Here is a 15897-nt window from a genome sequence, read left to right as displayed (position 1 = left end):
CGCATGGCGGCCGCACCCCATCTACCTTCAGCGGCACCGCCGGGAACGATTCAAAGCCTGATAGCCGCGCCGCCCGGCTGCCGCATTGCCCCCGTCGACCCATGACATTCGACCTTGGACAGGGCAAAACGCGTTTGCCACGATCGGGCATCCGACGCTGACAGGGAAGCTGATCGCATGACGCCGCCACTGCGCTCCATCGCGCTTGCCGCCGCAATATTGATCGCCACCGCGCCGCTGGCCCTGGCGTCCGACGCCCCGCAGGCCGCCGCGCAGCAGGCACAGGTGCGCACGCTGCTGCCCACGCGGTTCGAGAACAACCGCATCTTCGTCGCGCCGCGGCTCGCCGATGGCACCACGGTGCTTTTCTATACCGACAGCGGCGGCGGGCTGAACGCCATCCGCGAGGATGTCATGCAGCGCCTGGGCCTGGCCGCCGGGACGGATGTGGAAGAGCCGGGACAGTTGCCCATCAAGACCGTGCGGTGGCCGGCGTTCGTGCCCGACGCCTCCATTCCCTCTCCCGAACGGGACCAGTTCATGCAAGGCCAGCTGGCGGTTGTCCCAGCGGAAGGCTTCGGCGAAGGCCCCATGCTGGATGAAGGATTTCTTGGCAGCCGCTGGTTCGCCTGGCGGGTCTGGGAATTCGATTACCCCGCGCGTTCGCTCCACGTGCTGCAGGGCTGGTCCGCGCCGGAGGGAACCCCCAGCACGCCGATGACCATGTTGCCGGAGCGCAACATGTATTGGCCGCGCGTGCAGATCGAGATCGATGGGGAACAGCTGGACATGCTGTTCGATACCGGTGCGCAGATAACCCTGGGCCCCGATGGCGCAAAGGCGCTGGGCCAGGCCGAGGGCACGCGCGTGGCGGGCAGCTTCATCACTGCCCGCCAATACCGCAAGTGGCGCGACGCGCATCCGGACTGGCCTGTCGCCATCAAGGGCGACCACGGCATGCCGATGATCCAGGTACCCAACGTGCGCATTGCCGGCAAGGACACCGGCCCGGCCTGGTTCGCTGCCCGGCCGGACCGCAACTTCACCGAATACATGTCGTCGATGACCGACGCCCCGGTCGAAGGTGCCATCGGCGGCTCCGCATTCGGCCGCCTGCGGCTGGTGGCCGACTACCCAGCGCAGAGGCTTTACGTACTGCCCTGAGCGGGATGCGGATTCGCGCGCTCACACCTGCGACTCGATCACCAAGCGCCCCTCCTGCGCGGTGATGCGCAGCTTGGCGCCGATGGCAAAGCCAAGCTGCTCCAGCCACAGGCCGCTGAGCCGCAGATGGGGCACAGCCTGATCGCCGCTGTGGCCGTAGGCGCCGGCGTAATGGGTGTAGCTGACCGTGCATTGCCGGGGCCGGCGTGGGCGGCGGGGTGCGCTCAGGCTGCCGGGGCGGGTAGGTAGTGGATCGGGTTGGAGGTCCGGTGGTGGCAGAGGCGGCAAGGCGTCGAGGAGCGCTTGTGCGGTTGCTTGCCACGAGTAACGGACCGACTGCCTGCCAGCTGATGCACCGGAAGCGCGGCGGCGGCTCATGGAGCCTCCTGCGCGTCGCAGGTGGATTGGGCCAAACAGCTGCACTCGCGCAGGGCGACGTTGATGCGTAGGGACAGGCTGCGCAGGCATTGCGCGAGCACGCCGGGCTGGCACAGCAGGTGCGCGGTGAGATCGTGGTTGCCCTGCTCGGTGGCCGCCAGTGCGGCCAGCCGCTGCATGACGTCGTCCACTTCAAGCAGCAGCGCGTGCGCGCCCTCGGGCAACAGGTAGCCCGACACGGGGGCCGGCGGGGATGGTGCGGGGTACATGGCAACGCCCTCCTGGAATACGCCAAGTACCGCCGCCCGAAGGCGACGGGATGTCGGGAGGTTCGAAACCGCACGTAGACGGCGGGCGTATTTCCCCGAAGGGTGTTGTATTAGCCGCCCTCCCGACGCAGGCATCGCGTCGGCTTGCACCCGCAGAATTGGGCACAAAAAACCCACCGGTTTGACGGAGGTGGGTACCGCTACGTGAGGAGTTTCGACGCTCCTTGGTGGTGAGAGTGCTGATGCTTTAAAGCAATGTCAACCATGATCCAAGCAGATCAGCAAATACGCAATGTGTTCCTACTCCACTACTTCCTGGAATCTGACAAGCAACCAACTTTTGCACAACCCGAAGCAAGCCTATCGATCAAACAGGAAAGTCAGACCGGAAATAGCTGCCCCACCCAAGTTCACTACACCTGCGGATAAGTTAAGTTGACCCATAGTCCACTCGGTGTCGACACCGACAAACGTGCCGCACACCACACCATGATCGACGAAGCCAAGCCTGCCGAAATCCGCGGCTACCTCCAGCATTAACGCGTGCTGGGACATGAGGCTTTCCGTATGCCAGCCGAGGCAAAAAATCCTGCCACTTCGTGGGCATTCACCCAGCCCCCGACCGCCGAAACCTCAAACAATGAGGCGAAACCCGACAATTGAACCTACCCCCTTTAGTTCAAGTCTACGCCGTCCACTGTCCACCTCAACCCGACTTTTCTATTGCAGCCTTCTCATACTGGATCTACGGCATCCAATGCCACTACCCCCGACCTCTGAAACTCCAAAAGCTGCCCCTTCAACTCCTCAATAATTTTAACCCTGAGTCGGGCGACTTTTGGATCAAGCTGCTTACAGATGGCCGCCGCCCTAACTTTCTGCCCAGCGGGAATGGATCTAACTTCAGTAGAAAAATAGCAACCAAAATGAACTGCTGTAGCCAACATCTCATCTTCAAATGGAAGAGAATCTTGAATCTCTTGAATAGATTCAAATTCTCCCAACTCAATTAGAGCCGTTACATACCAGAACCGTCGAAGCTCAGAACTTCCTTCCGCGTTAACAATCCAGTCACGCACTCGATAACCAACCTTCTCTATGCCACCAAGAGCCACGCTATCCCTTGCCTCAAGATAAGCACCGAGGAAGCTAGTCACAGGATAATCTTTACTTTCATCCAAAAACTTTCTAGTGGCTCCGGATGCGGCTTCAACAACCCATTTCCACACTTCGATCCGCTCATCCAGCTTTGACAAATAACAGGCTTGGAGAGCAAGCCCAATTGCCATGTAGCTTTCTTCAGGAATCGTCAATGGTGAAGTTGCTACATCCAACAAATCACTGACTGCAGATGGCTGAGCACCAAAATAGAAAACAATTGAATTTCTCCACCACTCGTTATTAACCAAATCCTTTATCTTGGATACATCAGGAATTCCCTTGGATGCAAAATACTCCTGAAGGAGGTGGTGCTTGAATTCAAGCTCATCGTCATCCCCCCTAATAAGCCCCGACCTATCCAGTATCTCAGAAACCATAACATCAAGATCTGGCTCCAAATTCATAGAAATGAGCTGCTCTCTCGCAAAATCAATAAACTCGACCTTAGAGAAGTGATTTAATCCAACAACCTGAAGCCTATAAGCAAACAATGAAAGAAGGTGATCTTTTACTTTTGACTGGTATTGCTGAGCCATCCCCTTCTTCTCATCCCATCTACCAAGCATAAGCTCCGAGAACTTGGCAAAGAGCTCCGTTATATTCGCAGGAATATCTCTTTTCTCATTTCCCGATGATATCGCAAATACAGTAACCAATAGCGGGTTAAGATCAATTCCATGTACCGCATCAAGCTTCCGCAAAAGCTCCTTGCGCCACTCTGCATTAGCCACACCGCTACCATTAATTCCATTCAGCATCTTTGAAGCATCTTGCATGTTTAGAGGAGATATTCGATACCTCTTAAAAACATCAAGACCTTCCAGCTTGGAAATTGATCCATACGGCCTACTACCAAGGACAAATGAACATTTAGGATACTGATCCATAAATATCCTAATGAAATCAACGACATTTTGCCTGTCATTGCTTTCAGACAATTCATCAAGACCATCTACCAGAAGGACCAACCTGCCCTCATCTAAATCACTAACTGAGAATGGACTTGAGGCAATATCTTGAATCTTAAGAACAATGCGCTCGAGTACTCCATAAACACTTTGACCGACAACGTCAGCCAATTCATGAGCCCTTACAAAAATCGGAACCCTGTAGTTTCCAGATGAAACAACCGAGCGCTTGGCGATCAAGTATGCAAGCCGAATTAAAAGAGTTGTCTTACCTGATCCTGCGTCACCCACTAAGAAAGCTCTGACAACCCCGCTAGTCAAGAGGGATGTCCCTGAGATCTCTTCATAGTTTAAGTCGCGATCTACACTCCCCGATCGCCTAACAACTTTGGCACTGTGGTAACCCAATCGCACATCGACAAACCGCTGATCAGACGCAGCCGCGAAAGCACCAAGCGTAGAGTGAATAGGATTACTATCAGACAGTATACTGAGATCTTCAACCTTATCTGCGAGAGCCTTCAGATAAGGAGAAACATCCGCAACGATATTACTCCAAACCTCTGGACAGCTTTCATCTATTTTTGAGATCAGGTCATCGCGATCTAAAAATCTAAGTCGTGGCTCACTCACTTGCTCAGCGATGAATGTTCGCGCCGCTTGATTTATTCGCCCAGAGGCTGCGACATACACTACCTGAGGCAATGCCTTCTTTTTAGTGAGCGTACACGCATGAGGATGGTTCAAAGCGGTTCGTACTTGGGCCACCAATGAATGAAGATTATTATTAGGATCACCCGACAGATTTACATTTCCACGCTTAGTCTGGACGGCTATGAAATTCTCCACCCCAAGCCGATCCACATCAACAAATATTGCATCCTTCCCGAACTCTTCGGGACCGCACGTGTCGCGACCATCCTTATATCCAAGAGATTTAAATAGCCTTCTCACCACAAGCTCTCGAAAACCATCCTCATCGAGATCCGCAATGAATTTTTCCTTTTCTGACTGAGAAATTTGCACTTCTGCTCCTTGTCGTGAAAAAGTTTAAAAAAAAGGCGACCTGTTGGTCGCCTTTTTAGCATTTAATGATAGCTAGTCAAACCCCTACAGGATTCGCCTTCTCCGGATCAATGTTGTACTGCTTGATCGCCCGGGCCACGTCCTTCGCGGTCATCTTGCCGTCCTTCGCCAGCGCCGCGATGGCGGCGTGGGCGATGTAGTAGCGGTCCACTTCGAAGAAGCGGCGCAGGTTGGCGCGGGTGTCGGAGCGGCCGAAGCCGTCCGTGCCCAGTACCGAGTAGGTCATCGGCACGAAGGCGCGGACCTGGTCGCTGTAGGCGCGCACGTAGTCCGTTGCGGCGATGGCCGGGCCCTGGCGGCCTTCCAGCAGCTGGGTGACGTAGGGCTTGCGCTGTTCGGCTTCCGGGTGGAGACGGTTCCAGCGCTCGGCGTCGAAGCCGTCGCGGCGCAGCTCGTTGAAGCTGGGGCAGGACCAGATGTCGGCGGTGACGCCGAAGTCCTTGTCCAGCAGTTCGGCCGCGGCGATGGCTTCGCGCAGGATGGTGCCGCTGCCCAGCAGCTGCACGCGCAGTTCGCCCTTCTTCGGCTTGCCGGCGTCGGTGAGCAGGTACATGCCCTTGATGATGCCGTCGGCTGCACCTTCCGGCATGGCCGGGTGGGTGTAGTTTTCGTTCATCAGGGTGATGTAGTAGTACTCGTCGATCTGGTCTTCCATCATGGCCTTGGTGCCATGCTGGAGGATCACGGTGACCTCGTAGCCGAAGGTGGGATCGTAGCTGCGCACATTCGGAATGCCGCCGGCCACCATGTGGCTGAAGCCGTCCTCGTGCTGCAGGCCTTCGCCGTTGAGGGTGGTGCGGCCGGCGGTGCCGCCGAGCAGGAAGCCGCGGGTACGCATGTCCGCCGCCTGCCAGGCCAGGTCGCCCACGCGCTGGAAGCCGAACATCGAGTAGTAGATGTAGAACGGCAGCATCGGCACGTTGCTGACCGAGTAGCTGGTGCCGGCGGCCATCCACGAGGCGATGGCGCCCGGCTCGCTGATGCCCTGCTGCAGCACCTGGCCGCTCTGGTCTTCGCGGTAGTACATGAGCTGGTCGGCGTCGACCGGCTTGTACTTCTGGCCGTACGGGGCGTAGATGCCGATCTGGCGGAACAGGCCTTCCATGCCGAAGGTGCGGGCTTCGTCGGCGACGATGGGCACCAGGCGCGGGCCCAGTTCCTTGTCGCGCAGGCTGATGTTCAGCGTCTGCACGAAGGCCATGGTGGTGGAGTAGCTGCGCTCGCCGGAATCCTTGAGCAGGCGCTCGTAGGTTTCCAGCTTGGGCGCGTTGAAGGATTTGTCGGCCTTCTGGCGGCGCTGCGGCAGGTAGCCGCCGAGCGAGGCGCGGCGCTCCTGCAGGTACTGCACTTCCGGCGAATCCGGGCCGGGGTGGTAGAACGGCACCTGGCCGTCCTTGAGCTGTTCGTCGGTGACCGGGATGTTGAAGCGGTCGCGGAAGTGGCGCACCGCTTCGTCGTCCAGCTTCTTGGTCTGGTGGGTGGGGTTGAGCGCCTCGCCGGCGCTGCCCATGCCGTAGCCCTTGACCGTCTTGGCCAGGATGACGGTGGGCATGCCCTTGGTGTTCACGGCCTGGTGGTAGGCGGCGTACACCTTGTGCGGGTCATGGCCGCCGCGGTTCAGGCGCCAGATGTCGTCGTCGGACAGGCTGGCCACCATGGCGGCGGTTTCCGGGTACTTGCCGAAGAAATGCTCGCGCGTGTACGCGCCGCCGAAGGCCTTGCAGTTCTGGTATTCGCCGTCGACGGTTTCCATCATCAGCTTCTTGAGGACGCCGTTGGTGTCCTTGGCCAGAAGCGGATCCCAGTAGGAGCCCCACAGCAGCTTGATGACGTTCCAGCCGCCGCCGCGGAACACGCCTTCCAGTTCCTGGATGATCTTGCCGTTGCCGCGCACCGGGCCGTCCAGGCGCTGCAGGTTGCAGTTGACCACGAAGATCAGGTTGTCCAGGCCTTCGCGGCCGGCCAGGGCAATGGCGCCGAGGGTTTCCGGCTCGTCGCTCTCGCCGTCGCCGATGAAGCACCACACCTTGCGGTCGGACTTCTCGATCAGGCCGCGGTTTTCCAGGTAGCGCATGAACTGCGCCTGGTAGATGGCCGCCAGCGGGCCCAGGCCCATGGACACGGTGGGGGTCTGCCAGAAGTCCGGCATCAGCCACGGGTGCGGGTAGGACGACAGGCCGCCGCCGTCCACTTCCATGCGGAACTTGTCCAGCTGCTGCTCGTCGATGCGGCCTTCCAGGAAGGCGCGCGAGTAGATGCCCGGGGCGCTGTGGCCCTGGATGAACAGCAGGTCGCCCGGGTGGCTGTCGCTGGGGGCGCGCCAGAAGTGGTTGAAGCCCACGTCGTAGAGCGTGGCGCCGGAGGCGAAGGAGGCGATGTGGCCGCCCAGGTCGCCCGGCTTGCGGTTGGCGCGCACTACGGTGGCCATCGCGTTCCAGCGGATGATGGAGCGGATGCGCCATTCCAGCTCGGCGTTGCCGGGGCTCTTGGCCTCCAGCTGCGGCTCGATGGTGTTGACGTATTCGGTGGTGGGGGAGAACGGCAGGAACGCGCCCGAACGACGGGTCAGCTCAACCATGCCTTCCAGCAACTGATGCGCGCGCTCGGGGCCCTCGACATCGATAACGGCCTTCAACGACTCGATCCACTCCTGGGTTTCCAGGGGGTTCGGGTCGTTGTTCAGCACTTCATTCAACCAGTTCATTGGCGCTCCCAGTTACGGCACGCACGCGCGCGCTTGTTCAGTAGTTTTGAACCGCAAAGTGTAGCGCACCCGCCCGCCCTCAAAGCTGGCTACGGCTGCGTATGGCCTTGCGGATCGCGGTGTCTGGCGGACAGGAAGCGACAGGCAGATGGCCGCCGGCGGGACAGCGGCGGACAGGCACGACGCCCTGCCCGCCTGCGTTCCGCCCCCACCTGTAGAACGGGGCAACGCCCCGCTGGGGCATTACCTGCGAAAGCCCCGCCGGGCGGTGCCCGGCGCTACAGAACACCGCGTTCCCTGTAGAGCGGGGCAACGCCCCGCTGGGGCATTACCTGCGAAGGCCCCGCCGGGCGATGCCCGGCGCTACAGAACACCGTGTTCCCTGTAGAGCGGGGCAACGCGACACTGGAGCTTCACCGGGTAAGCCCCGCCGGGTGTTGCCCGGCGCTACAGAACACCGTGTTCCCTGTAGAGCGGGGCGACGCCCCGCTGGGGCATTACCAGCGAAAGCCCCCGCCGGGCGTTGCCCGGCGCTACAGAACATCGCCTGCCACGCGGCAACGCTGGCATCGCGGTGGGTCAGGGCGATGACAGCTGCCTGACTGTCGTTTCCCGCCGGGTTTGCATGCGCGCCGTTTTCGATATATCGTTTTGCGCAAATTCGATATATCGAAAACATGACGCCCGCACTCCCGCCACCCTCTCGCCAACGCCCCGCCGCGCGCCCGCTCGGCCGCGGCGACCTGCGCCTGCTGCTGCTGTCGCTGCTGGCGCAGGCGCCGCGCCATGGCTACGAGCTGATCCAGCTGGTCAGCGACATGTTCATGCGCGTGTACACGCCCAGCGCCGGCTCGGTGTACCCGCTGCTGGCCGATTTCGAGAAGCAGCGCTGGGTGGCCGCCGAGGAGGACGGCGGCCGCAAGCGCTACCGCATCACCGCGATCGGGCAGGCGCAGCTGAAGCTGCGCGAGGCCGAGGTGGAAGCGGCGCAGCTGCGCGCCCGCCACAGCGCGCGGGTGATCGCCCGGGCCAACCAGCCGCCGGCAGTGCGCGAGGCCATGCACCGGCTCAAGCAGGCACTGGTGCTGCGCAACGGCCGCTGGGAGGACGCCGACACCGAACGCATTGCCGCGCTGCTGGACCAGGCCGCCGCGCTGGTGCGCCAGGGCGGCACCGACGCCTGACCCCTTTCCCCACGACCCAGCCAGACGCCTCCAGCCAGGTCACCCCCGGCGCCCCCGCGCCCACTGACCCCAGGTACTTCCATGTCATTGCACGAAAACCGCACCCTTCGCCTTACCCCGCGCTTCCGCCAGCTGCAGGTACTGCACAGCGAGCGCCTGACCCCGAACATGCAGCGCATCGTGGTCGGCGGCGACGAACTGGCCGAGTTTGAAAGCCCGGCGCCGGACGACCACGTCAAGCTGTTCTTCCCCAATGCCGAGGGCGTGTTCGTGCTGCCGGAGCTGACCGCTTCGGGCCCGCGCTACCCGGAAGGGCAGGCGCCCTCGCCCGCCCGCGACTACACCCCGCGCCACCATGACGCCGACGCCGGCGAGCTGGTGCTGGACTTCGTGCTGCACGGCCATGGCGTGGCCTCGACCTGGGCGGCCAACGCGCAGGTGGGCGATGCGCTGGTGGTGGCCGGGCCGCGCGGCTCGCACCTGGTGGCCGACGATTACGATGCCTACGTGCTGATCGGCGACGAGACCGCGCTGCCGGCCATCGCGCGACGCCTGGCCGAGCTGCCGGAACACGCGCAGGCCGAGGTGCTGATCGAGATTCCCGAGGAAGGCGACCGCCAGCCGCTGCCCAGCGCCGCGCAGGTGCGGGTGTCGTGGCTGGAGCGCAACGGCTTCGACGCGGCCAGCAGCACCCTGCTGGAGGATGCGCTGGTGGATTTCGAGGCGCCCGACGGCGATGCGTATTACTGGATCGCGCTGGAATCGCGCCGCGCGCGGATGATGCGCAAGTTCGTCGAAGGCCACCTGCAGGTGCCCAAGGACTGGATCCGCGCCACCGGTTACTGGAAGGCGCATCCGGACGAGGCGGAGTAAACCGCCGCCGTTACGCGGGCGCTCCACGCACGCCGCAACGACCAGCGCGCCCCGCCTGCCCCACTCTCACGGATGCGGGGGCAGACCCGCGGGCCCGGCGGGTTGGCCGGGGAAAGGCAGCGCGCCCTGCGGCGCGACCGCCCCGCTCCTTACAGCGCGGCCCGGCCCTTGCCGAACAGCCAGGTAACGCCCAGCATCGGCCCGCTCTGGCTGAAATCCAGCCTGCGGCCATCGTCGCGGTAGTCCACGCTCAGGTGGCGGTAGCCAAGCGAGACATGCAGGTCCTCGCGCGCGGCGTAGTTCACCGCGCCCAGCAGCTGCCAGGTGGAGCGCGAGCCCACGCCGAAGCCGCCGGTATCGGCGTAGACCAGGCTCGACCAGCGCGGCGCCAGCGACTGCCGCCAGCGCGCGGCGAGGATCGGATCGACGAAGGAGGAGTTGGAATCCGCCCGGGCCAGCCCCGGCACCTCGGCCGTGGCCTTGATGTCCCAGCTGCGCAGGCCGCCCATCAGGTCGACGCTGGCGGTCTCGCTGGGCGCCCAGTTGTAGCCGCCGGTCAGGGTCAGCGAGGTCTGCCGCACCTTGGCCTGCGCCGGCAGGCCGATGGGTAGCGTGCCCTTGCTGGAGACCGCCGCGTGGCTGAAATCGGCCTGCAGCACGAACCGGTCCCTGCGTGCGGTGCCGGTCACGAACGCGGCGGCGTCCAGGTCGCTGAGCAGGTCCGAGAACCGACGGTCGACGTGCACCGAAGGCGCGCCCTGGAACGGACGCACCTGGCCATCGAGGCCGGTCATCCAGACATAGGGGGTGACCTGGAAGCGCCAGGCATCGGCGCCCACGTCCTGGGCATGGACGGTTGCAGCGGCGCTCAGGCCGGCCAGGGTGCAGAGCGCCAGCGCGTGCGTGCGCGGGGCGGCGTGCCGGGAAAACAGTTGCAGCATGGTGGGTGTCTCTCCAGGTGTTCCGCCACCGCGACCGGTGGCGTGCGCATTGTGCGCATCGCGCGATGGGCGTGGAAACCGCAAGCGGCTTCCACGCCGCCGGCATCAGATGCCGAGGAAGCGGAAGGGCGCGGTTTCCTTGAACTGCGCGCTGGCCTCGCCCGAATGGATGGTGCGCTGGAAGCGGCCCAGGTCCAGGCGCCGGGTCTTGCCGCTCTGCGCGGAGAAATCGATCTTCTTCAGGTCCACCCAGAACACATTTGGCGCCAGCGCCGATTCGAAGAAGTACAGGCGGCGCTTGTGGTCGGCCACGGTGCGCCAGCGCGTGGAGGCGATGTTGGGCTGGTCGGGCGTGGTGATGCCGTAGGGCACCGACACGTTGCGGATCACGCTGAAGGCCGAGGCGATGGCTTCGACCGGGTCCTCGGACCTGGGCAGTGCGTTGACGTAGAACGAGGCCCGCGCGAAACGGTCGGCGGCGCGGTTGGTGCCCGGCAGCATCACCGTGCCGCCGATCGCCTGCCAGTACTTGTCCAGCGCCAGCTGCTCCTCGAACACCGGCGAATTGGTCATCACCTGGTAGTCGCGGCTGTGGTGGATGACCTGCCGGCCCTTGATGTACTCGATGATGGCGCTGTCGCCGCTGGCGTCGGACAGGGACAGGTGCAGCGTGGCCAGGCGCTGCTCGCCCGGCGCGCTGTCGGTGACCAGGGTGAACGGTTCGCTGGACAGTGCCTTCACCGCTTCGTCCACGCTGGCGAAGCTGTCGAGCATGTACTGCGCCCAGGCGGCGATGCTCAGGCCCGGCTTGCCGCTGTCGCGCTCGGGATACTCCGATTCGGCCAGCCACAGGATGTTGGCCACCAGCCCGGCCTCGTTCATGCCGTCGGTGGTGGAGAAGTCGTAGGCGCCGGCGATCACGCTGCCGTAGCGCGAGGTCCATTCCAGCGAGCGCGGCCCGGCCTCGCCGTTGCGCTTCATGCCACGCGGGAAAATCCACAGGTGGGTATCGGTGTCGACCTTGTAGTCCATCGAGCGGCCGGTGATGACCTGGCCGTCGGCGCCGTGGTAGACGAAACGGGTGCAGGCATCGGCCTCCTGGCCCAGCGCCAGGCCGCCCACGACCAGGGCGATGCAGGCGGCGATGATGGATTTCCCCGGATTCTTCATGAGATGGAACTCCTTGTCGGTGCGGTTGCGGGTGGTGGATCCGGGCAAGCCTAGCAACCTCCACCGGCCAGCGATGATGAAAACCGGCCGTTCCAGGCGCGCAGCGTGACCCCCGTCACCCATGCGGCAAGCCCGGCCCCGGCTGCTATGCTTCCGGCGGTTCATCCGGTCCCATGCCATGACGCCCCATTTCTTGCGCCCTCTTCGCCTTCCCGTTGCCGCCGTGCTGCTCGCTGCCGGCCTGGGCGGGTGCCTGACCACGCCTGGTCCCACCGTATCCGGCGACGGCAGCTGCGATGCCTCGCAGTCGCAGTGGGCGGTCGGCCAGCCCGGCGACGAGGCGAACATCCGCCGCCTGAAGCAGGAAAGTGGCGCCGGCCTGCTCAATCCGATCGGCCCGGCCACCGTGGTCTCGCGCGACATCCGCCAGGACCGCCTGCGCGTGTTCCTCGACGCGCACAACATCATCACCGCGGTGCGCTGCGAATAAGCCACTCCGCTGCGGAAGCAACGACGCAAGGCCCGCTCATGGCGGGCCTTCGCGCATGGGCGATGCGACAATCGCGCCCCCGGTCATGATGGAACAGGCGGCAACGTGGGCAAGCTGACGATGGCGGCAATGGAAACCCTGCGCGAACGCGTGGCCGACGACGGCCGCTGCGATGCGCTGCTGGCGGGCTTCGAGCGTCCGCAGGCGCTGCGCGAGCCGCTGCGTGCGCTGGTACAGGCGCAGCAGCAGCTGCTGCAGGCCGAGCATGAGGTCGCGCAGGTGGCCGATGTGCTGCGCCGCGACCAGAAATACGCGCCGGCCGGGCGGCCGTCGATCCATATCGTGCAGCTGCGCAAGCAGCAGGCGGCGGCAAAGCAGGTGATGCTGATCGCACGCCAGCGGCTGGCGCAGGTCGCGCAGACCTTCATGCAGGCCAGCGGACTGGCGGTGAAGGCGAAGCAGTCGCCGAGCGAAGCCGTCGCGGCGTGGCTGCAGGCGCTGCGCTGATCCGGCGACGCCGGTCTGCGAAGCGACCCCGCTCCGCGACCGCCCTGAAAAGCAGAAGGCCCGCCGATGGCGGGCCCTCGCTTGTTGGGTCCGGGCGACGCGCCCGGCGCCGGAATTACTCGGCCTTCGGGATCGAGGCTTCGGTGGTGATGCGCACCTTGACCTCGTCGCTCACCGCCGGGGCGTAGGCGCCCACGCCGAAATCGCTGCGCTTGAGCGTGGTGGTGGCGTCGAAGCCCACCGACGGCACCTTCATCATCGGGTGCTCGCCGGCACCGTTGATGGTCACGTCCAGGGTGACCGGCTTGGTGGTGCCCTTGACGGTCAGGTCGCCGGTGACGGTCAGCTTGTTGGCGCCGGCCGCTTCGACCTTGGTGCTCTTGAAGGTGGCGGTCGGGAACTTGGCGGCGTCGAAGAAATCGGCGCTCTTCAGGTGTTCGTCGAACTTGGCGGTGAAGCTGTTCAGGCCCGACAGCGGCAGGGTCACGTCCACGCTGGACTTGGTGACGTCGGCGGCGTCGTAGACCAGGGTGCCGTCGGCCTGGCCGAAGTGCGCGCTCGGGTTGGAGAAGCCCATGTGGCTCCACTGCACCAGCACGTCGGTGTGGCTCGGGTCGAGCTTGTAGGTGCCGGAGGCGACTTCGATGGGCGCCACTTCCGGGGCGGCCGGGGCAGCCACTTCGGCCGGAGCGGCGGCGGCGGTGTCGGCCGGGGCGACGGTATCGGCCGGCTTGGAGCAGGCGCTGATGGCGGCGGCCAGGGCCAGCGGGAGCAGCAGCTTGGTGACGGTGGACATGGGTGTCTCCTGTGGATGCGGATGAGAGAGCTGGAGCGTTTTCAGCTTAACGGTGCCCCGGGGAGAACGGGCGCCGGGTGGGAACAGCGGTCAGGCGATGCGCGCGGCTTCGTCGAACGGCAGGCGCGGCAGGCGCGGGAACACGCCGGCCGGATCGCCATAGCCGAGGTTGACGAGGAAATTGGACTTGATGGCGGTGCCGGCGAAGAAGGCTTCATCGACCTTGGCCGGGTCGAAACCGGACATCGGGCCAGCCTCCAGCCCCAGCGCGCGCGCGGCCATCATCAGGTAGGCGCCCTGCAGCGTGCCGTTGCGGAAAGCGGCCTCGTGGCGGCCTTCGCGCGGGCCATCGAACCAGGACTTGGCGTCGGTGTGCGGGAACAGGTACGGCAGCTTTTCGTGGAAATCCTCGTCGTAGCCGACGATCACCGTGACCGGCGCGGCCATCGTCTTGGCCAGGTTGCCCTCGGACAGCGCCGGGGCGAGCTTCTGCTTGGCCTCGGCCGATTTCACGAACACGAAGCGCGCCGGCGTGGAGTTGGCCGCGGTCGGGCCCCACTTCAGCAGCTCGTACAGCGCGCGCAGCTGGCTGTCCTCGACCGGGCGGTCCTGGAAGGCATTCTGGGTGCGTGCGGTGCGGAACAGCTGGTCGAGCGCGGCGTCGGCAAGAACGTCAGACATGGAAACTCCGTGATGGATTGGCTACGGTCGTGGCCTTGTGCGGGAAAGCCCCGGACAATGCCACCGCAGCAGAGGGCGCAGTGTAGGGCGTCGCGACTGTTGCAACACCAGGCCTCACTGAAACGAATTAATGCCATACGCGAAACGATCGACGCTCCCCTGGACGATCACCGACGGCCGCGCCGGCAACGTGCGCCAGGCCGTGGCGTTGGCATCGGCGCTGCGCCTGGGCGGGCAGCAGCGGCTGCAACTGGAGCCGCACGCCCCCTGGCGCTGGCTGGCGCCGCGCGCCCTGCCCGGGGCCGTGCGCGGTTTCGGCGAGGCCTTCGAACGCCTGGCTACCGGGCCGGCGCCCGCGCTGGCGATCGGCTGTGGCCGCCAGGCCGCAGGCGCGCTGCGCGTGCTGGGCCGGCAGGGTACGCGCACCGTACAGATCCTCGACCCGCGCATCGGCGCCCGCCACTGGGACCTGGTGGTGGTGCCCGAGCACGACCACCTGCGTGGCGGCAACGTGCTGACCCTACTGGGCAGCCTGAACCCGGTGACCGACGACTGGCTGGCCTGCGGCCGCGCCGCGTTCGCCAGCTTCGAGCGGCTGCCCGGCCCGCGCACCGCGCTGCTGGTCGGCGGCCCGACCGACCATGCCAACTGGCAGCAGAAGGACATCGTGCCGCTGCTGGCCGAACTGGCCACGCGCATCCGCGCCGAGGGCGGCAGCGTGCTGGCCACCACCTCGCGGCGTACCCCGCGTGCGGTGACGCAGGCGCTGCTGCGCGCCTTCGACGACGTGCCCGGTGTGATCTGGAGCGATGGCGGCGACGGCAGCAACCCCTACGCCGGGCTGCTGGGCTGGGCCGACCGCGTGCTGTGTACGCCGGATTCGGTGAACCTGCTGTCCGAGGCCTGCGCCACCCGCGTGCCGGTAGGCGTGCTGCTCGGCCAGCGCGCGCAGGCGCGCATGCAGCGCTTCCAGCGCGCCCTGCGCGAACGCGGACGCCTGCTGGACGGGCTGGACGCACTGGAGGCCGACCGGCAACAGGACATCGAACCGCTGCGCGAGACCCCGCGCATCGCCGCCGAGGTGAAGGCGCGGCTGGGCCTGTAGATGCAAGGCGCCTCCTGCAGGCGGCTCTCCCGGTAAGCCGCCCCCGGGCACCCTCGCCCCACTGGGCATTACCCGCGAAAGCCCCGCCGGGCGTTGCCCGGCGCTACAGACCATCGCCATCTTGTAGAGCGGGGCAACGCCCCGCTGGGGCATTACCGGCCAGGCCCCGCCGGGCGTTGCCCGGCGCTACAGACCAGCGCCACCTTGTAGAGCGGGGCAACGCCCCGCTGGGGCATCACCAGCCAGGCCCCGCCGGGCGTTGCCCGGCGCTACAGACCACCGCGCTACTTGTAGAGCGGGGCAAAGCCCCGCTGGGGCATTACCAGCCAAGCCCCGCCGGGCGTTGCCCGGCGCTACAGACCATCGCCATCTTGTAGAGCGGGGCAACGCACCGCTGGGGTATTACCGGGCAAGCCCAGCCGGGCGTTGCCCAGCGCTACAGACCATCGCCACCTTGTAGAGCAGGGCAACGCCCCGCTG

General features: G+C 64.6%; 15 protein-coding genes. 6 read left to right on the top strand and 9 right to left on the bottom strand.

Annotated features, from left to right (window positions below):
* Positions 1 to 177: 177 nt before the first annotated feature.
* Entirely contained in the window at positions 178 to 1164 is a 987-nt protein-coding gene (locus ABB22_RS10875; RefSeq protein ID WP_055766183.1) for a pepsin/retropepsin-like aspartic protease family protein, read from the top strand.
* Between the two features lie 21 nt (positions 1165 to 1185).
* Here ABB22_RS10875 and ABB22_RS17815 read toward each other — a convergent pair whose 3' ends face one another.
* From ABB22_RS17815 to aceE, 5 genes are all read right to left on the bottom strand, one after another.
* Entirely contained in the window at positions 1186 to 1542 is a 357-nt protein-coding gene (locus ABB22_RS17815; protein ID WP_082443512.1) for a SymE family type I addiction module toxin, read from the bottom strand.
* Positions 1539 to 1811: an XAC0095 family protein gene (locus ABB22_RS10870; protein WP_055766186.1), complete on the bottom strand. Its 273-nt coding sequence runs from the start codon at positions 1809 to 1811 to the stop codon at positions 1539 to 1541. The genes ABB22_RS17815 and ABB22_RS10870 overlap by 4 nt, the downstream gene beginning before the upstream one ends.
* 360 nt (positions 1812 to 2171) lie before the next feature.
* Complete coding sequence (locus ABB22_RS18190) at positions 2172 to 2366, bottom strand: hypothetical protein (protein ID WP_152984131.1); 195 nt, start codon at positions 2364 to 2366, stop codon at positions 2172 to 2174.
* A gap of 179 nt (positions 2367 to 2545) precedes the next feature.
* Positions 2546 to 4906 carry an NACHT domain-containing protein gene (locus ABB22_RS17805; protein ID WP_082592169.1) on the bottom strand — a complete coding sequence of 787 codons (2361 nt, stop codon included), beginning with the start codon at positions 4904 to 4906 and terminating at the stop codon, positions 2546 to 2548.
* Between the two features lie 76 nt (positions 4907 to 4982).
* Positions 4983 to 7670 (bottom strand): pyruvate dehydrogenase (acetyl-transferring), homodimeric type, encoded by a 2688-nt coding sequence (aceE, locus tag ABB22_RS10865; protein ID WP_055766188.1) that lies wholly within the window; start codon positions 7668 to 7670, stop codon positions 4983 to 4985.
* A gap of 677 nt (positions 7671 to 8347) precedes the next feature.
* Between aceE and ABB22_RS10860 the strand changes: the two genes are divergently transcribed.
* Together ABB22_RS10860 and ABB22_RS10855 are read left to right on the top strand one after the other, a co-directional pair.
* Positions 8348 to 8854, top strand: a complete 507-nt coding sequence (locus ABB22_RS10860) for a PadR family transcriptional regulator (RefSeq protein WP_055766191.1) — start codon at positions 8348 to 8350, stop codon at positions 8852 to 8854.
* 81 nt (positions 8855 to 8935) lie between these two features.
* Positions 8936 to 9727, top strand: a complete 792-nt coding sequence (locus ABB22_RS10855; protein WP_055766193.1) for a siderophore-interacting protein — start codon at positions 8936 to 8938, stop codon at positions 9725 to 9727.
* Positions 9728 to 9876: 149 nt separating this feature from the next.
* Here the strand turns inward: ABB22_RS10855 and ABB22_RS10850 are convergent, their stop codons facing one another.
* Entirely contained in the window at positions 9877 to 10668 is a 792-nt protein-coding gene (locus ABB22_RS10850; protein WP_055766196.1) for a hypothetical protein, read from the bottom strand.
* A gap of 105 nt (positions 10669 to 10773) precedes the next feature.
* Entirely contained in the window at positions 10774 to 11838 is a 1065-nt protein-coding gene (locus ABB22_RS10845) for a linear amide C-N hydrolase (protein WP_055767337.1), read from the bottom strand.
* Between the two features lie 178 nt (positions 11839 to 12016).
* Here ABB22_RS10845 and ABB22_RS10840 point away from each other — a divergent pair, with 178 nt between their 5' ends.
* Together ABB22_RS10840 and ABB22_RS10835 are read left to right on the top strand one after the other, a co-directional pair.
* Positions 12017 to 12328, top strand: a complete 312-nt coding sequence (locus ABB22_RS10840; RefSeq protein WP_055766199.1) for an I78 family peptidase inhibitor — start codon at positions 12017 to 12019, stop codon at positions 12326 to 12328.
* 105 nt (positions 12329 to 12433) lie between these two features.
* Positions 12434 to 12835 carry a hypothetical protein gene (locus tag ABB22_RS10835; RefSeq protein WP_055766202.1) on the top strand — a complete coding sequence of 134 codons (402 nt, stop codon included), beginning with the start codon at positions 12434 to 12436 and terminating at the stop codon, positions 12833 to 12835.
* Positions 12836 to 12950: 115 nt separating this feature from the next.
* On the opposite strand, the gene ABB22_RS10830 is transcribed toward ABB22_RS10835, so the two are convergent.
* Together ABB22_RS10830 and ABB22_RS10825 are read right to left on the bottom strand one after the other, a co-directional pair.
* Positions 12951 to 13631: a YceI family protein gene (locus ABB22_RS10830; RefSeq protein ID WP_082443513.1), complete on the bottom strand. Its 681-nt coding sequence runs from the start codon at positions 13629 to 13631 to the stop codon at positions 12951 to 12953.
* A 90-nt stretch (positions 13632 to 13721) separates the two neighbouring features.
* On the bottom strand, positions 13722 to 14312 hold the full coding sequence (locus ABB22_RS10825) for a malonic semialdehyde reductase (protein ID WP_055766205.1): 591 nt from the start codon (positions 14310 to 14312) through the stop codon (positions 13722 to 13724).
* A 130-nt stretch (positions 14313 to 14442) separates the two neighbouring features.
* Between ABB22_RS10825 and ABB22_RS10820 the strand changes: the two genes are divergently transcribed.
* Positions 14443 to 15417 (top strand): mitochondrial fission ELM1 family protein, encoded by a 975-nt coding sequence (locus tag ABB22_RS10820; RefSeq protein ID WP_055766208.1) that lies wholly within the window; start codon positions 14443 to 14445, stop codon positions 15415 to 15417.
* Positions 15418 to 15897 lie beyond the last annotated feature (480 nt).

It is taken from the genome of Stenotrophomonas nitritireducens (assembly GCF_001431425.1).
GTDB classification, from domain to species: Bacteria; Pseudomonadota; Gammaproteobacteria; order Xanthomonadales; family Xanthomonadaceae; genus Stenotrophomonas; species Stenotrophomonas nitritireducens.
Note: the sequence above shows the minus strand (reverse complement) of the source record. Positions and strands in the feature narration are given on the sequence as shown.